The sequence below is a fragment of the Rhodococcus sp. T7 genome (assembly GCF_009872365.1).
Classification (GTDB): domain Bacteria; phylum Actinomycetota; class Actinomycetes; order Mycobacteriales; family Mycobacteriaceae; genus Rhodococcus_F.
Window position 1 is genome coordinate 1 of the sequence record NZ_WXYH01000385.1, and the last position, 15,534, is coordinate 15,534.

At 69.0% G+C, this 15,534-nt stretch carries 16 protein-coding genes and 1 pseudogene; 14 read left to right on the top strand and 3 right to left on the bottom strand.

Features of this window, described 5'->3' with window-relative positions:
- The 4 genes and pseudogenes from MLGJGCBP_RS42730 to MLGJGCBP_RS42745 form a co-directional block, all read left to right on the top strand.
- Positions 1 to 440, top strand: a pseudogene (locus MLGJGCBP_RS42730) (type VII secretion protein EccC); the annotation flags it as partial.
- A gap of 56 nt (positions 441 to 496) precedes the next feature.
- Complete coding sequence (locus tag MLGJGCBP_RS42735) at positions 497 to 1,825, top strand: type VII secretion-associated protein (RefSeq protein ID WP_236581687.1); 1,329 nt, start codon at positions 497 to 499, stop codon at positions 1,823 to 1,825.
- Positions 1,826 to 1,957: 132 nt separating this feature from the next.
- The gene (locus MLGJGCBP_RS42740; RefSeq protein ID WP_015889935.1) at positions 1,958 to 2,275 is read left to right on the top strand and encodes a WXG100 family type VII secretion target; all 318 of its coding nucleotides are present in this window, start codon (positions 1,958 to 1,960) and stop codon (positions 2,273 to 2,275) included.
- A 43-nt stretch (positions 2,276 to 2,318) separates the two neighbouring features.
- Positions 2,319 to 2,600 (top strand): WXG100 family type VII secretion target, encoded by a 282-nt coding sequence (locus MLGJGCBP_RS42745; RefSeq protein ID WP_087558451.1) that lies wholly within the window; start codon positions 2,319 to 2,321, stop codon positions 2,598 to 2,600.
- Positions 2,601 to 2,677: 77 nt separating this feature from the next.
- Here MLGJGCBP_RS42745 and MLGJGCBP_RS42750 read toward each other — a convergent pair whose 3' ends face one another.
- Positions 2,678 to 3,130 (bottom strand): Lrp/AsnC family transcriptional regulator, encoded by a 453-nt coding sequence (locus tag MLGJGCBP_RS42750; RefSeq protein ID WP_160103653.1) that lies wholly within the window; start codon positions 3,128 to 3,130, stop codon positions 2,678 to 2,680.
- Between the two features lie 81 nt (positions 3,131 to 3,211).
- Between MLGJGCBP_RS42750 and ddaH the strand changes: the two genes are divergently transcribed.
- From ddaH to MLGJGCBP_RS42790, 8 genes are all read left to right on the top strand, one after another.
- Entirely contained in the window at positions 3,212 to 4,126 is a 915-nt protein-coding gene (gene ddaH / locus MLGJGCBP_RS42755) for a dimethylargininase (RefSeq protein ID WP_160103655.1), read from the top strand.
- Between the two features lie 6 nt (positions 4,127 to 4,132).
- Positions 4,133 to 5,359: an ornithine--oxo-acid transaminase gene (gene rocD / locus MLGJGCBP_RS42760; RefSeq protein ID WP_160103657.1), complete on the top strand. Its 1,227-nt coding sequence runs from the start codon at positions 4,133 to 4,135 to the stop codon at positions 5,357 to 5,359.
- A 168-nt stretch (positions 5,360 to 5,527) separates the two neighbouring features.
- Positions 5,528 to 5,971, top strand: coding sequence for a 50S ribosomal protein L13 (rplM, locus tag MLGJGCBP_RS42765; RefSeq protein WP_005239728.1), 444 nt, complete (start codon positions 5,528 to 5,530; stop codon positions 5,969 to 5,971).
- Entirely contained in the window at positions 5,968 to 6,504 is a 537-nt protein-coding gene (gene rpsI / locus MLGJGCBP_RS42770) for a 30S ribosomal protein S9 (RefSeq protein WP_043825651.1), read from the top strand. The genes rplM and rpsI overlap by 4 nt, the downstream gene beginning before the upstream one ends.
- 137 nt (positions 6,505 to 6,641) lie before the next feature.
- Positions 6,642 to 7,979, top strand: a complete 1,338-nt coding sequence (glmM, locus tag MLGJGCBP_RS42775; protein ID WP_160103659.1) for a phosphoglucosamine mutase — start codon at positions 6,642 to 6,644, stop codon at positions 7,977 to 7,979.
- An 86-nt stretch (positions 7,980 to 8,065) separates the two neighbouring features.
- A complete protein-coding gene (locus tag MLGJGCBP_RS42780; protein ID WP_160103661.1) occupies positions 8,066 to 8,374 on the top strand; it encodes a type VII secretion target in 309 nt (102 codons plus the stop codon).
- On the top strand, positions 8,371 to 10,524 hold the full coding sequence (locus MLGJGCBP_RS42785; protein ID WP_236581688.1) for a hypothetical protein: 2,154 nt from the start codon (positions 8,371 to 8,373) through the stop codon (positions 10,522 to 10,524). Before MLGJGCBP_RS42780 ends, MLGJGCBP_RS42785 begins: the two co-directional genes overlap by 4 nt.
- Positions 10,521 to 10,739 (top strand): hypothetical protein, encoded by a 219-nt coding sequence (locus MLGJGCBP_RS42790; protein ID WP_160103665.1) that lies wholly within the window; start codon positions 10,521 to 10,523, stop codon positions 10,737 to 10,739. The genes MLGJGCBP_RS42785 and MLGJGCBP_RS42790 overlap by 4 nt, the downstream gene beginning before the upstream one ends.
- 9 nt (positions 10,740 to 10,748) lie before the next feature.
- Here the strand turns inward: MLGJGCBP_RS42790 and MLGJGCBP_RS42795 are convergent, their stop codons facing one another.
- Positions 10,749 to 11,585: a poly(ethylene terephthalate) hydrolase family protein gene (locus MLGJGCBP_RS42795; RefSeq protein ID WP_160103667.1), complete on the bottom strand. Its 837-nt coding sequence runs from the start codon at positions 11,583 to 11,585 to the stop codon at positions 10,749 to 10,751.
- 97 nt (positions 11,586 to 11,682) lie between these two features.
- Between MLGJGCBP_RS42795 and glmS the strand changes: the two genes are divergently transcribed.
- Positions 11,683 to 13,545: a glutamine--fructose-6-phosphate transaminase (isomerizing) gene (glmS, locus tag MLGJGCBP_RS42800; protein ID WP_160103669.1), complete on the top strand. Its 1,863-nt coding sequence runs from the start codon at positions 11,683 to 11,685 to the stop codon at positions 13,543 to 13,545.
- A 34-nt stretch (positions 13,546 to 13,579) separates the two neighbouring features.
- On the opposite strand, the gene MLGJGCBP_RS42805 is transcribed toward glmS, so the two are convergent.
- A complete protein-coding gene (locus MLGJGCBP_RS42805; RefSeq protein ID WP_160103671.1) occupies positions 13,580 to 13,954 on the bottom strand; it encodes a cupredoxin domain-containing protein in 375 nt (124 codons plus the stop codon).
- Positions 13,955 to 14,035: 81 nt separating this feature from the next.
- Between MLGJGCBP_RS42805 and MLGJGCBP_RS42810 the strand changes: the two genes are divergently transcribed.
- Complete coding sequence (locus MLGJGCBP_RS42810; RefSeq protein ID WP_160103673.1) at positions 14,036 to 15,517, top strand: NAD(P)H-hydrate dehydratase; 1,482 nt, start codon at positions 14,036 to 14,038, stop codon at positions 15,515 to 15,517.
- The last annotated feature ends 17 nt before the right edge of the window (positions 15,518 to 15,534 follow it).

The window sequence follows — 15,534 nt, forward strand, 5'->3', positions numbered from 1 at the left end:
CGCCGGTAGTCGCCGAGAATGATCTTCGCCTGTTTGCTCGTGTTCGACGCCATGATGCCCTCGCAGATGTTCCGCAGCAGCGCGACCGGTCCTGGTGGTCGGGGCCTGAAATCTTCGTCGTCATCGACGACTACGACCTCGTCGTGACCTCGAGCGGCAACCCCGTCTCCGCGATCGTCGAATTCCTGCCGCACGCCCGTGACATCGGATTCCACCTGATCATCGCGCGCCGCTCCGGCGGTGCGGCACGGGCGATGTACGAACCGGTCATCGCACGCCTGCGCGATCTGCAATCCACGGGCCTCGTGATGAGCGGCAACCGGGAGGAAGGCAATCTCATCGGCACCGTTCGTCCGAGCGCGATGCCTCCAGGACGCGGAACGCTGGTCAACCGCGCGGGTACCGGCCTGATCCAGCTCGCGTGGATGCCCCCGCTGTGATGTCGTCGGTCGCGATTCATCTCACTGAATCCGGCATGTGGTCCTGCGTGCGGGGCGTGACGCGGGCGGTCCACGAGACGACGCCGCTCTGCTTCGTCGACGACGAGTACGTCGATGTCGACGGTGGTGTTCTCGCGGTGTCCGACGCACTGACCGCGGTGTTCCGGTCTGTGATCGGTGGTGCGGGGGAGGCGTCGCCGGTCGCGACGGCGGTACTGTCGCACCCGACGGAGTGGGGTTCCGCGCGTCGGGACGTGCTCGCCGCCGCGGGTTCGCGAATTGCCGCCGACGCGGTGCTGGTTCCGGTCGCTGTCGCGGCGGCCGAGAGTGTCGCTTCTTCCGGTGGTCGATGGCTGGTGCTCGAAAGCCGAACCATGGGAGCCACGGCCAGTTACGTGGTCGGCGAGGTCGGCGGATACCGGGTCGTCGCATGCGAGCACGACCCGACGCTCTGCGCCGACGAGGGGATCGACGAATGGGCTGCGGCGATCGTGGAACTCGGCGCGCGGGCATGCGGTGATCGCCCTGTCGACGGACTGATCCTGACGGGAGTCGGAGATTCGCAGGAGCGCGCATCGATGCGGGACGCCGTGACCGCGGTCGCGTCCCCGAAGGCCGAAGTCCGGATCGTCACCGGCGAAGAGATTGCCCGGGCACTCGCCACCGGCGTGGTCGACGTCGATGAAGCGCCGACGACGATGGCTGTACCGCAGGCGAACTGGCTCGAACCGGCACTGCAGGGATCGGATCGCGGCTATCGGCGGAACGTGCGGCCCACATTCCTCGCGGTGGCTGCGGTGCTGGCGGTGGTGTTCGGAGCAGTCCTAGTCTTCACACTTCGGGAGCCCGATGCGGGCACCGAAACGGTCCGCGCACTCGACGCGAGCGCGGCCCCCCCGGCTCCGACCCCGACGCTCACCCGGTCCGCAGTGCCGACCACCACGGCCGACGCGGACCTCGAGGTGGGAGGCATTCGCGTGACACTGCCGAGCGGATGGAAGGAGCGGGCGCCCGGCGCGTCGACCTCCTCCGTGCCCCGGCTGGAGTTGGTGCCGGCGGGTGGAGCCGACCGGCGAATCATCATCACGCAGAACGCGGTTCGAGAGGGTTCCGGATACGACGAGGTGGCGGCGACGCTCGCCTCGAAGATTGCGCAGCGCGGCCGGCCCGAACTGTTCGGCGAACTCGAGCGCGACGTCGTGTTCGGAGGCCGACCCGGCATCGCGTACAGCGAGTTCCCCGACGAAAGCTCCGCCGTGCGATGGCACGTACTCGTCGAACGCGACCTCCAGGTGAGCGTCGGCTGCCAGTTCCTGGCCGAGGAGTGGGAGGCGATCGAGAGCGTGTGCGAAGACGTCGTGCGGTCGCTGGTGGTCGTTCAGTGACCCCGTTTTTGTCGCGGAAGAATCTTCCACAGAGGTGGAACCGATTGGGCGGATGACGCGTCCAATCTTGTGTAGGGGTGAATTCGGGCAGTCCAGTGGGGGCCGCCGCACCGAGAGCAGAAGGAGTCACACATGGCGGGAGTTGTTACCGATGTCGGCCAGATGGAGGTCGCGGCCAATCACGTGCAGACGGTGAACAGCCAGCTGCAGGGCACGATCAACAGCCTCAAGGGCCGTTGCGAGGAGTCGTCGTCGGCGTGGCAGGGTGGCGCGCAGACGGCGTTCATGAACCTGATGGCACGGTACGGAGATGCTTCGCGCCGTATGCAGGAGTCGCTGGACGAGATTGCGGTGAAGATCCGCGAGAACGGCAAGGGTTACGACGCCGCCGAGCAGGCCAACCAGGATGCGATCCATTCGGCGGGAGCCTCGGGATCGCTCGACATCTAGCGCCGGCACCGAGAACAGTTACGAAGCTCGAGGGGAGCACCGAATGTTGAAGTACGGATTTGCCGAGTTGCAGGCGCTGGCGGCCGACATCAAGTCGAACGAAGCGAAGCTGCGCGAGACTCACGACGAGCTCAAGGGCTACGTGAACGGCCTCGTGTCGCAGTGGGAGAGCGGTGCGCGGGACAACTACCAGGCTGTGCAGGCCAAGTGGGACAGCTCTCACGAGGATCTGCTCCAGGTCCTGCAGACGATCTCGAAGGTCGTCCAGGACGGCGCCATCGACATGCAGACTGCGGAAGACCGGAACGCCACGGCGTGGCTCTGATCTTCGCGTGACACACCCGAGTGCCCCAGCAATTCACGGTTGCTGGGGCACTGTCGTCTCGGCGGTTGGTGGGGAAATCAGTCGGCGGGCGGAAGCAGGCGGCTGAGGACGACACTGCTCTTGGTCTGGAGGACGGCCGGCTCCGACCGCAGGTTCTCCAGCGTTCGTTCGAGGTGCGCGGTGTCGGTGGTGCGGACGCGGAGCAGGGCGTTGGCGTCTCCGGTGACGGTGTACGCCTCCTGAACCTCGGTGTGACGGGACACGATCCGCGCGATCTCGACGGCCGACGTGCGACCGCTGCAGTACAACTCGACGAACACCTCGACGCCGGGGCCGAGGGCGCGGGGATCGAGCACCGCATGGAATCCGGTGATCACTCCGGACTCGACCAGTCGATCGACCCGGCGCTTCACTGCGGGTGCGGACAGCCCGACCTCGGCGCCGATCGTGGCGAAGCTGGACCGTGCGTTGCGCTCCAGCCGCGCAACGATCCGCCGATCGAGCCCGTCCAGACGCAACGAATCATCCATGTGATGGAACGCTAGCGCATTGATCAGGCCTTTTGGTGGGTGGATACTGATGTCACCGACACCGATCGAGGGGGAGTGGAGATGGCGCCCACTGCTGGTATCGAGTCCGAGAACCCGTACGAGGATCCGGCGGTAGCGCCGGGCGACGCCGTCCGCGCCGTCCGCCAGGCGCACCCGCGGACGTACCTGATGTGCCCGCCCACATATTTCGACGTCGTCTACGCCATCAACGACTGGATGCGCCCCGGTGAACCCGTGGACCCGGACCGTGCGATGTCGCAGTGGTGTGCACTCGCGGACACCTACCGGCGACTCGGCCACGAGGTGCTGACGATCGACCCCGTCGAGGGGCTCCCGGACATGGTGTTCGTCACCGACAGCGGACTCGTCGTCGACGGCGTCGCTCTCGGCGCCCGGTACCGGACCGCCGAGCGTCGCGCCGAGGCTGAACACGTGTTCCGGTGGTTTCGGGACAACGGGCTGATCAGGCCCACCCTTCCGCGGTACGTCAACGAGGGGGAGGGCGACTTCCTCGTCGTGGGCGACGTGATCCTCGCCGGAACCGGGTTCCGGTCCGACCCACGGTCGCACGCCGAGGCGTCGGCGCACCTCGGTCGTCCGGTGATCACCCTGAACCTGGTGAATCCCCGCTACTACCACCTCAACACGGCGCTGGGCGTGCTCGACGACAGCACCATCGCGTACCTGCCCGCCGCGTTTTCGCCCGACAGTCGCGCAGTTCTCGAGCGGATGTTCCCCGATGCGGTGATCGCCGCCGAGACGGACACCGACTGGCTCGGACTCAACCTGGTCAGCGACGGCGCCAATGTGGTGTTGCCCGTGCAGGCTGCACACCTCGCCGAACAGTTGTCGGACCGTGGGTACGAACCCGTTCCGGTCGACTATTCGGAGTTTCTCAAATCCGGTGGCGGAATCAAGTGCAGCACTTTGGAGCTCCGCGGGTTCCGCGGGATCCGGGACGAAAGTCAGGGGTGACCAGCAATGTCGGACGGTGTCGTTTCCGTGTCGGATGCCACGCGTGAGCAGCTGAGCAGGGCCGAGGAGCACAGCGCCCACAACTACTCGCCGCTGCCGGTCGTCATCGAATCGGGCGCCGGCGCATGGGTGAAGGGAATCGACGGCGTCGACTACCTGGACGTGCTCGCCGGATACTCGGCGCTCAACTTCGGCCACGCGCACCCCGCGCTCGTGCGGGTGGCGCGCGAACAACTCGGCCGGCTCACCCTGACGAGCCGCGCCTTCCAGCACGACCGTTTCGCTACCTTCTGCGAGGACACGAGCCGGCTGTGCCGGAAGGAAGCGGTGCTGCCCATGAACACGGGCGCCGAGGCCGTCGAGACCGCGCTGAAACTGGCCCGCAAGTGGGGGTACGACGTCAAGGGTGTGCCGCCGGGGAGCGCCGAGGTGATCACCTGCGCCGGAAACTTCCACGGCCGCACCATCTCGATCGTCGGGTTCTCGTCCGATCCGGACGCGTACACGGGGTTCGGTCCGTACCCGGCAGGGTTCGCGTCCGTCGAATACGGGAACGCGGACGCGCTCGAGGCCGCGATCACCGAGAACACGGTGGCTGTGCTTCTCGAGCCGATCCAGGGCGAGGCCGGAGTCCTGGTGCCGCCCTCGGGCTACCTCGCGGCGGTTCGGGACATCTGCACCCGGCGCGGAATCCTGATGATCGCCGACGAGATCCAGAGCGGGCTCGGGCGGACGGGCGAGACGTTCGCGTGCGACCACGAGAACGTGACCCCCGACGTGTATGTGCTGGGCAAGGCTCTCGGCGGCGGCCTGATGCCGGTCTCCGCCGTCGTCGCCGACTGGCCGGTGATGGCGGTGATCGGCCCCGGGCAGCACGGCAGCACGTTCGGGGGCAACCCGCTCGCCTGCGCGGTGGGTAGCGCGGTGGTAGACCTGCTCGAGACCGGCGAATATCAGGAGCGGAGCCGTGAACTGGGCGCCTACCTGCACGAGATGCTGTCGCAGTTGCCACCCGAGCACGTGTCGGAGGTGCGGGGGCGCGGCCTGTGGGCCGGTGTGCAGCTCGCCGACGGTATGCCTGCTGCCCGGACGATTTGTGAAAGACTCCTGGCGCGCCGGGTCCTTGCGAAGGACGCGCACGAGGGCACGATTCGCATCGCCCCGCCGCTGGTGATCGAACGGGACGAGCTGACGTGGGCGGTCGAACAGCTCGCCGATGCGCTCGCCGAGTGAGTTTTGACCCTGGGGCGCCCTGACCGGTATTGTTCTCCGTTGGCGTGCCGTGCGCCGCTGCGTCTCCGTGTCGCAGTGGCTGGCGGTTCTCGGGTCTCAACTGGCCGCCGGGAATCGCTCGACGATACGCAATGGCCAGCAGCGGATTGAACAAGACGAGGAAGTTCTGTGTCTACGTACACCCCGAAGGCCGGAGATGTGACCCGCACGTGGCACGTCATCGACGCCACTGACGTGGTGCTCGGCCGCCTTGCCGTCCAGGCAGCCAACTTGCTGCGCGGCAAGCACAAGCCCACCTTTGCACCGCACGTTGACGGCGGCGACTTCGTCGTCATCATCAACGCCGAGAAGGTCGCGATCAGCGGCAACAAGCGCGAGGGCAAGTTCCTCTACCACCACTCCGGACACCCCGGTGGTCTGAAGTCCCGCTCCGTCGGTGAGGTTCTCGACAAGAACCCCGACCGCCTCGTGGAGAAGGCCATCGTCGGCATGCTCCCCAAGAACAAGCTGGGTCGCGCCATCAGCAGCAAGCTGAAGGTCTACGCGGGCCCGAACCACCCCCACGCCGCGCAGCAGCCGGTGCCATTCGAGATCAAGCAGGTGGCCCAGTGACGGCGCCGGAGGAGCAGAACGTGTCCAACCCCGAAGAGATCACCGAGGTTGTCGAGGTCGCGGCGGACGAGTACGTGTCCGTCGAAGAGCCCGAGGTCGCCGAAGACATCGAGGCCGCTGCTGCGCCGCAGGCCCCGATTGTGATCGATCGCCCCATCCAGACCGTCGGTCGTCGTAAGGAAGCGGTTGTCCGCGTCCGTCTGACCCCCGGTTCGGGCGACTTCAAGCTCAACGGCCGCACCATCGAGGACTACTTCCCGAACAAGGTGCACCAGCAGCTGATCAAGGCTCCGCTGGTCACGGTCGAGCGTGCCGAGTCCTTCGACATCGTGGCGCTGCTGCACGGTGGCGGACCGTCCGGACAGGCCGGCGCACTGCGTCTCGCCATCGCCCGAGCGCTCATCGAGGTCACCCCCGAGGACCGTCCGGCTCTCAAGAGTGCCGGCTTCCTCACGCGTGACGCCCGCGCCGTCGAGCGCAAGAAGTACGGCCTGAAGAAGGCCCGCAAGGCATCTCAGTACTCGAAGCGCTGATGTGTCGCCGAAGCCGCCCTCCGGGGTCGGCTTCGGCACCTGTTCTTCCCGAGAGCAGGCGTCCATCGTTACCGGACGCCTGCTCTCGTGCTTTATCCGAGATGTAATGGGTTTTCTAGGTGCGAGGGGTCTGGTCTATGGGTCGATTGTTCGGGACGGATGGGGTTCGTGGTCTCGCGAATACCGAGCTGACCGCCGAGTTGGCGTTGCACGTGGCCTCCGCCGCCGCGACGGTGCTGGCGTCGCCGGGTTCGGGCGGACGCAAGACGGCCGTGGTCGGCCGTGACCCGAGAGCCAGCGGCGAAATGCTCGAGGCGGCGGTCGTCGCGGGCCTGACGTCTGCCGGTGTCGACGTCCTGAACGTCGGGGTGCTGCCGACACCCGCGGTGGCGTTCCTGACCGCGGAGTTGGACGCGGCTCTCGGTGTCATGATCTCCGCCTCGCACAATCCGATGCCCGACAACGGCATCAAGATCTTCGCGGCGGGCGGACACAAACTCGACGACGAGGTGGAAGACCGGATCGAATCCGTCGCCACCGGTACCGCGACGCGGCGGGCGCCGACCGGGGCCGGGATCGGACGTGTCCGCACGGTGCCGGACGCCGCGGACCGGTACCTGCAGCACCTGACCACCGCGCTCCCGAACCGCCTCGACGGACTGACCGTGGTGGTGGACTGTGCGCACGGCGCGGCGTCGGACGTCGCACCCGCCGCCTACCGGGCCGCCGGTGCCACCGTCGTCGCGATCAACGCCGAACCCGACGGGCTCAACATCAACGAGAACTGCGGGTCGACGCACCTCGAGGGCCTGCAGAAGGCCGTCGTCCAGCACGGCGCCGACCTGGGTCTCGCGCACGACGGGGACGCCGATCGATGCCTTGCCGTCGACGCGGGCGGTTCCCTCATCGACGGCGACGCCATCATGACCGTGCTCGCCCTCGCCATGCGCGATGCAGGCGAATTGGTGGACGACACCCTCGTCGCGACCGTCATGAGCAATCTAGGCCTGCACATCGCCATGCGCGAGGCAGGAATTTCGCTGGTCACGACGGCGGTCGGTGATCGCTACGTCCTCGAGGGACTGCGATCCGGCGGCTTCAGCCTGGGCGGCGAACAGTCCGGGCACGTCGTGTTCCCCGCCTTCGGCACCACCGGCGACGGAGTGCTGACCGGACTGCGGCTGATGGGCCGGATGGCGGAAACCGGGCAGCCGATCGCGGAACTGGCGTCGGCGATGACGACGCTCCCGCAGGTCTTGATCAACGTGAAGGTCGCCGACAAACGTGCCGTCGCCGCCTCCCCGGTCGTGCTCGACGCGGTGCTGGCCGCGGAGCGCAGCCTCGGCGAGAACGGCCGGGTGCTCCTGCGGCCGTCCGGCACCGAGCAACTCGTGCGGGTGATGGTCGAGGCTTCCGATCTCGAAGTGGCCCGTAAGCTCGCCGACGAACTGGCGGGCACTGTCGCCTCCGTGTGAACGGACACAGCGCACCGATCGGCCGGGGGAACCGATCGGTGCGCTGTCGCGTCTAATGCAGTAGGTCGCGAAGAGAGGGTGGGGCAATGGGCGAGGGACTCGAGGTGGACGTCGCGGTGGTGACGGACGCGGGCACCAGGCTGCTGCGGTCGGCGGAGGTCCTGAGACAGCAGGCCGTCGAGACAGGCCGGCTGGAATTCGCCGGGGCGCTGGCGGGCCGCGACTACACCGCGAAGGGTGACGCGGTGCGGGATGCCCTCGGTGTCGTCGGGGTCGCGCTCGAGCAGTGGGCCGTGGACGCGGAATCGTTCGGTCACGCGTTCCGGGCCGCCGCGGCGCGCTACTCCGGAACGGATGCGGACGTGGCCGCCGACATCAATGGGGTGCAGTGGTGACCACCGATCCCAGAACGCTGATCGAAGACCCGAACCTGAGCCGCGAATTCAAGGAGCAACTCCTCCAGGCGTGGGCCGCCTCCCGGGAGGAAGACAAGTCGTCGTGGCAGCCGTACTTCGACGAGTACGGACTCGGCACACGTGACCGGACGCCGTCCGCCGACCAGCGGTACACGACACTGCTCGAGCAGGGCAGCGACACCCGGGCCGCCAACGCATCCCGGCTCGCGCTGGGCGAGCACCTGCGCCCGGATTCGCTCAACGATCCCGAGGACATGCTCGATCTCGGAGCTCGCGGGCTCGAATTCTTCGAGTTGTTCCTGCCCGCCGCAAGAAGACTGGGATACGAATCCCTCGAACTCACCGACTACTACGCGCGGTTCGACGCCGAGCGGGGGATGCGCCTGCACACGCTCGCCCGTGACGTCGACACCCTCGGACGCAGCGTCGACGCGGCCCGCACGGAACTCGACGACAACGAGAAATGCGTCACCGCGGTGCGAACCGGGTGGAGCGGAATCGCCGCCGCCGCAGCGATCGACGCCGCCGACCGCCGGAACGTCGAGTCCGCCGCCACCGTCGATCGGCTCCGCGACCTCGCCGAGGTGCTGCTCGAAGCGAACCTCACCCTGAGCGCCGCCGTGACGAACAAGGCGTACAAGGTGGTGTCGTTGCACCAGCCGACGGTCGGGGGGTACAGCGCCGCGCAGATCGACGTCCTCGCGCAGATCTACGCCGAGGGCAAGGACGGCGACAATTCCGTCGCGAAGGATTGCATGGAAGACGCGTCCTACTGGTTCCCCGAACTCGCCGACGACGACTACCGGCACGTAAACGGCCTGTACAAAGACGGGGGCGCCGGTGCCCTCCGCCGACTCGACCGCGACGACGTGGTGCGGCGGGCCGCCGGAATCACCAAGGACTGGCTCGACGCGAACTTCCGGCGCGTGTACGAGGAGAAGCAGCAGGAGTTCACCGCCGCCTGCGCGGACTGCGCCGAAGCGGTGCACGCCGCCTACGACGCCGTCGTCGCCGAGGCGCGGTCGATCGAGGTGCCGTCCGGATTCCGTCCCGAAGGCACCCCCGAACCGGCGCCCGCACCGAGTGCACCCGAGGTGCAGAACGCCGGCACCGTCCCGGCCGCCGCACCGGGACCTGCTCCCGCACCTGCTGCGCCGACCGGACCGGCCGCGGCGCCCGCGTACGACGGCCCCGCGTACCTCCCGCCTCGATCCGGTGGCGGCGACGCGACCACCAGTCCGGCGGCCGCTGCGCCGCCACTCGCCGCCGCACCGCCACTCGCCGCGGCTCCGATCGGGGCCGCACCACCGGCGTCCGTGGCACCTCCGACTGCCACGGCGCCCATGACTACTGCCCCGGTCGTGCCCGCGATGCCCGGTATTCCCGGGTCGCTCGTGCCGGCGCCGGGCGCTGTCCCGGGCGCGGGAAACCTTGCCGGACTGGGTGATCTTATGCGTCAAGGCCTTTCGGGCGGTCTGGAGGATCTCGGGTCGATCCTCCGCCCGTTGATCGAGGACACCCTCTCGGGCCTCACCGACAGGGCCGACGAGAACGGCACCCCCGACGACCTCCGTGACGAAGTCGACGATCCGCGTGCGGACGAAGGCGAGCCGGCTCACGGCAAGAGTCTCGAACTGGACCTCGACGGAAAATCGTGGACGATCGCCGTCGATGCGGACGGGCAGGGGATTCATCTCGAGATGAGCGACGGACAGGGCGGGACAGCCAGGTTCGGGGTCGAGATCGGACCGGACGGCCTGCCGCAGATCCTCGCCGAAACCGCTGCCGGCGACGGAGACCCCGGCGGTGCCGACTGCGCGCCCGCCGAGCCGGACCCGGAATCGCACGTCGACGCTGGAGCAGAGGACCCATCGGCAACGACCAGGGAAGACGGGCCGCCTGCCGGGGACGCCGTGCCGAACCGCGAGGACGCACCGGCGCCCGTACCTGCCGGGGACGCCGCGACCGTCCCGCCACCGCAGGTCGTGACCTTGCAGGAGGAACCTGCCCCCGCGGTGCCCCATGAACCGGCACCACCGCAGGAGCCGCCGTCTGTACCCGAACTCGCGACCGGACCGGTCGCCGGACTCGACAGCGGCGCCGAGCTGGCCGAGGCCGGTCCGCTGTGAGCCACCGCGCCGCCCAGTTGCGGGCACAACGGGCAGAGATGCGCGCCGACCTGGAACTGTTCCGGGAGCGGATCGACGAACGCAGAGCCCGGGACGAGGCGGCCGCAGCGAATCGCAGCGAGCCGGCGGCTGCAGTGTCGCCGGTGTTGCCGCCGGGACCGGGAACAGTCGACGATGACGACGAGTTCTATCGTCCCCGCAGCTGGCTGGTGTGACCGACGGCCTCAGATGTGCGGGAGCGCGCCCTGGAAACCGGCTTTGGTGTGCTCCTCGTGCGGATCGACGAGGGTGGTGTGGGGAAGTTCGGCGTCCGCTTTCGCGAACACGTCGTACTTCTTGTCCTCGGTGAGGTGGTAGAGCAGGAAGCCGGTCAGCAGTGCGCGGGTGATCTGCTGCGTCTTGCGTTCCGAACCGCCGATGCCGAGCGCGCCCAGCAGGCGGCGACCCTCGGTGAGCCCGGACTCCGAGGCGCCGTTGACGGCGCGCAGGATGTGCTCCCCGCCCCACGCCTCGGCCAGCGCCTTGGCATTGCTGTTCATGGTGTCGATGTCGGCACCGGCCAAGACGAGCCCCGGCGCTGTGATCTTGGACGCATACCTCTCGGCCTTCGGCGCTGTCGGCGCCGGGAACAGGGCGGCGACCGCAGCCACGTCCTGCTGGGCGGCGGCGAGCACTGCCGCACCCGCACCCATGCCGTGGCCTGCGAAAGCGACGCGGTCGGGCCGCACGCTGATCTGTCCCGGACCGAGACGCACACCGACACAGATGTCGAGGGAGGCCCGCAGGTCGGTGGCGAGGCCCAGGTGAGAGGGCACGGGACCGCGTTCGCTGTTGGGGGCGGCCACGACGATTCCCCACGACGCCAGATGCTCGAGCGTCTTCCGGTAGTGGTCGGCACCCGCCATCCAGCTGTGCGCGAACGCGACAGCGGGCAGGTTGAAGCCTGATTCGGGCGTGTATACGACGCCCGGCTGTCCGGCGAGGGCGAGGTCACCGCGCAGCACGCGGTGCGGTCCCCGCTTGGACAGTTCACGGGCCAGGGTCTTCGGTTTCGGCGCCACGGGGAGAACGTTATCCGATTCGCGGGCCGGCGAGAGAGCCGATGCGGCCCACACTCCGACTTCGCGGCGTCGCCCGGTCCAAGTACCCTGATGAACCATGTGCGGAATCGTGGGATACGTCGGCCACCGGCAGGCTCTGACTGTTGTGGTGGAGGCCTTGCGGCGAATGGAATACCGCGGATACGACTCTGCCGGCATCGCCGTGCTCGACGGGCAGGGCCGGATGGCGGTCGAGCGGAAGGCGGGGCGTCTCGCGAATCTGGAGGCCGAACTCGACGAGGTCGGGGCCGAGCACTTCACCGGGAGCACGGGGATCGGGCACACCCGATGGGCGACCCACGGCAGGCCCACCGACCGCAACGCGCACCCACACCGCGATGCGGGAAACACGGTCGCCGTCGTCCACAACGGCATCATCGAGAACTTCGCCCCGCTGCGGGCCGAACTCGAGCACGACGGAATCGACTTCGCCAGTGACACCGACACCGAGGTCGCGGTGCACCTCGTCGCGCGGGCGTACGCCTCGGGTGAGACGGCAGGCGACTTCGTCGCGAGCGCGCTGAGCGTGCTGCGCCGGCTGGAGGGCGCGTTCACCCTCGTCTTCACGCACTCCGACCACCCGGACACCATCGTCGCGGCGCGTCGCTCGACGCCGCTGGTCATCGGTGTCGGTGAGGGCGAGACGTTCCTCGGATCCGATGTCGCGGCGTTCATCGAGCACACCCGCGACGCGGTCGAGCTGGGGCAGGACCAGGTCGTGGTGATCACCGCGGACGGGTACTCGATTCTGAACTTCGACGGGTCCGAGGCGCAGGGCCGCCCGTTCCGCATCGACTGGGACCTCGCCGCCGCCGAGAAGGGCGGCCACGACTACTTCATGCTCAAGGAGATCGAGGAGCAGCCGGGCGCGGTCGCGGACACCCTGCTCGGTCACTTCGCGGACGGGAAGATCGTTCTCGACGAGCAGCGACTGTCGGATCAGGAGCTGCGCGACGTCGACAAGGTCTTCGTCGTCGCCTGCGGCAGCGCCTACCACTCGGGGCTGCTCGCGAAGTACGCCATCGAGCACTGGACCCGGTTGCCCGTCGAGGTGGAGCTGGCCAGCGAGTTCCGCTACCGCGACCCGGTCCTGGACCGGTCGACGCTGGTCGTCGCCATCTCGCAGTCCGGCGAGACGGCCGACACCCTCGAGGCGGTGCGCCACGCCAAGGACCAGAAGGCGCGGGTGCTCGCGGTGTGCAACACGAACGGCGCGCAGATTCCCCGCGAGGCCGACGCCGTCCTCTACACCCGGGCCGGTCCGGAGATCGGTGTCGCGTCGACCAAGGCGTTCCTCGCGCAGGTCACGGCGAACTACCTGGTCGGTCTGGCACTCGCGCAGGCCCGCGGCACCAAGTATCCGGACGAGGTGGCACGCGAGTACGCCGATCTCGAGGCCATGCCCGCTCTGGTGAGCCGGGTTCTCGAGACGGTGGAACCGGTGCGGGCGCTGGCGCGGGAGCTGGCGTCGTCGTCGACGGTGCTGTTCCTGGGCCGCCACGTGGGCTACCCGGTGGCGCTCGAGGGTGCGCTCAAGCTCAAGGAGCTGGCGTACATGCATGCCGAGGGCTTCGCGGCCGGCGAACTCAAGCACGGGCCGATCGCGCTGATCGAGGACGGGTTGCCGGTGATCGTGGTGATGCCGTCGCCGAAGGGGCGTGCGGTGCTGCACTCGAAGTTGCTCAGCAACATCCGGGAGATCCAGGCCCGCGGTGCGCGGACCGTCGTGATCGCGGAGGAAGGCGACGAGGCGGTGCGGCCGTTCGCCGACCACCTGATCGAGATCCCGGCGGCGCCGACGCTGCTGCAGCCGCTGCTGTCGACGGTGCCGTTGCAGGTCTTCGCGGCGGAGGTCGCGCAGACACGGGGCTACGACGTCGACAAGCCGCGTAACCTCGCCAAGTCCGTCACCGTCGAATAGCAGTGACGTCGGGGGGCGCGGCCCGGCCGCGCCCCTACGGAGTGACGACGACGGTGCCCGTCATGTCCGGGTGCAGCGAACACGTGTACTCGTAGGTGCCCGGTTCGGTGAACGTGTACGTGAACGTGCCGGTCTGCATCAGCCGGCTCCGCAGCACGCTCTTCGCGGCCCCGACACCCACCACGTCGTGGGTGACTCCCCGGTCGTCGAAATTCCAGGTGACGGTGTCGCCGGCCCGGACGGTGATCGTCGACGGCGCATAGGCCATGTTCGCGACCTGCACGACGGGTCCGGTCGGTGCCTCGGGCGCCTCGTCGGCGGGCGAGGCGCACCCGGATACGACGGCCGTCATCGAAATGCTCGCGGCGAGAGCCACTCCGGCGATCCACGAGGTTCCACGTACACGCATGACGTCGAGCGTAGTCTGGCCCGGTACCGACCCTTCAACGCACAGCGGCCGGCCGTGGCGCCGGCTTGACGAGGAGTTCCCATGCGGGGCTACTACACCGCTGACGAGGTTCGAGCCGCGGAGGCGCCGTTGCTGGCGTCCCTTCCCGACGGCGCACTGATGCGACGCGCAGCACACGGGCTCGCCACGGTGGTGGCGGCGGAACTGCGGGCGCGGACCGGGGGTGTCGCCGGCCGCAGGATCACGGTTCTGGTGGGTTCCGGCGACAACGGCGGGGACGCGTTGTGGGCGGGGGCGATGCTGCGGAAGCGCGGTGTCGCCGCCACCGCGGTCCTGCTGAAACCGGAGAAGACGCACGCGGCGGGCCTGGCGGCGTTCACCACGGCCGGCGGACGGGTTGCCGCCCCGTCCGACGACCTCGGTCTGCCCGATCTGGTGATCGACGGGATCGTCGGAATCTCCGGCCGGGGACCGCTGCGGCCCGATGCTGCTGCGCTGGTCGACCGGATCGCGGCGCCGATCGTGTCGGCAGACCTGCCGAGTGGGGTGGACCCGGACACGGGCGCTGTCGACGGGCCCGCCGTGCGCGCCGCCGTCACCGTGGCCTTCGGCGCTCTCAAACCGGTTCACGCGCTCGGCGCGGTGCACTGCGGCCGGGTCGAGCTGGTGCGCATCGGACTGTCGCTCGGCGATGCCGGGATCACCGCTCTCGACGCCGGCGACGTCGGCGCGGCGTGGCCGGTGCCGGGAGCCGAGGACGACAAGTACTCACAGGGCGTGGTGGGGGTGGTCGCGGGCAGCGACGGCTACCCCGGAGCCGGGGTCCTGTGCACGGGAGCGGCGGTCACCGCCACGTCGGGGCTCGTCCGCTACGCCGGGCCGTGCACGGGTGAGGTGCTCGCCCATGCGCCGGAGGTGATCGCGACCGCCGAACTCGCGAAGGCCGGACGCGTCCAGTCGTGGGTGGTCGGGCCGGGCATGGGCACCGACGACGCCGCCCGCCGGACGTTGCGCACGGTACTCGACGCCGACGTGCCCGTACTGGTCGACGCGGACGGATTGACCCTGCTCGCCGAGGACCCCGACCTGGTGCGCTCGCGGACGGCGGCGACGCTGCTGACACCGCACGCCGGGGAATTCGCCCGGCTGACGGGGAAGGATCCGGGTCCCGACCGGTTGGCGTCGGTGCGCACGCTCGCGGCCGACTGGAACGCGCACGTGCTGCTCAAGGGACGTGCCACGGTGATCGCCGAACCCGGCGGCCGGGTCTTCGTCAACGAGGCGGGCGGTTCGTGGTCCGCCACGGCGGGGGCGGGCGACGTGCTCGCCGGGATCATCGGCGCACTCATGGCCGCAGGCCTCACCCCGGAGCGGGCCGCCGCGGTGGGTGCGCGCGCGCACTCACTGGCTGCGAACCTGGCGGCGCGAGGCGGCGGCGCCGACCTCTCGGCAGGGCGCGGAACAGCACCGATCTCCGCCGGGACGCTGCTCGCCCACCTCAGGGAGTCGATCAGGGTTCTCCGTGCGGGGGTGTCACCCGAGGAAATGCCGGCCACCTCGTGAATGGCAGGATCGAACAT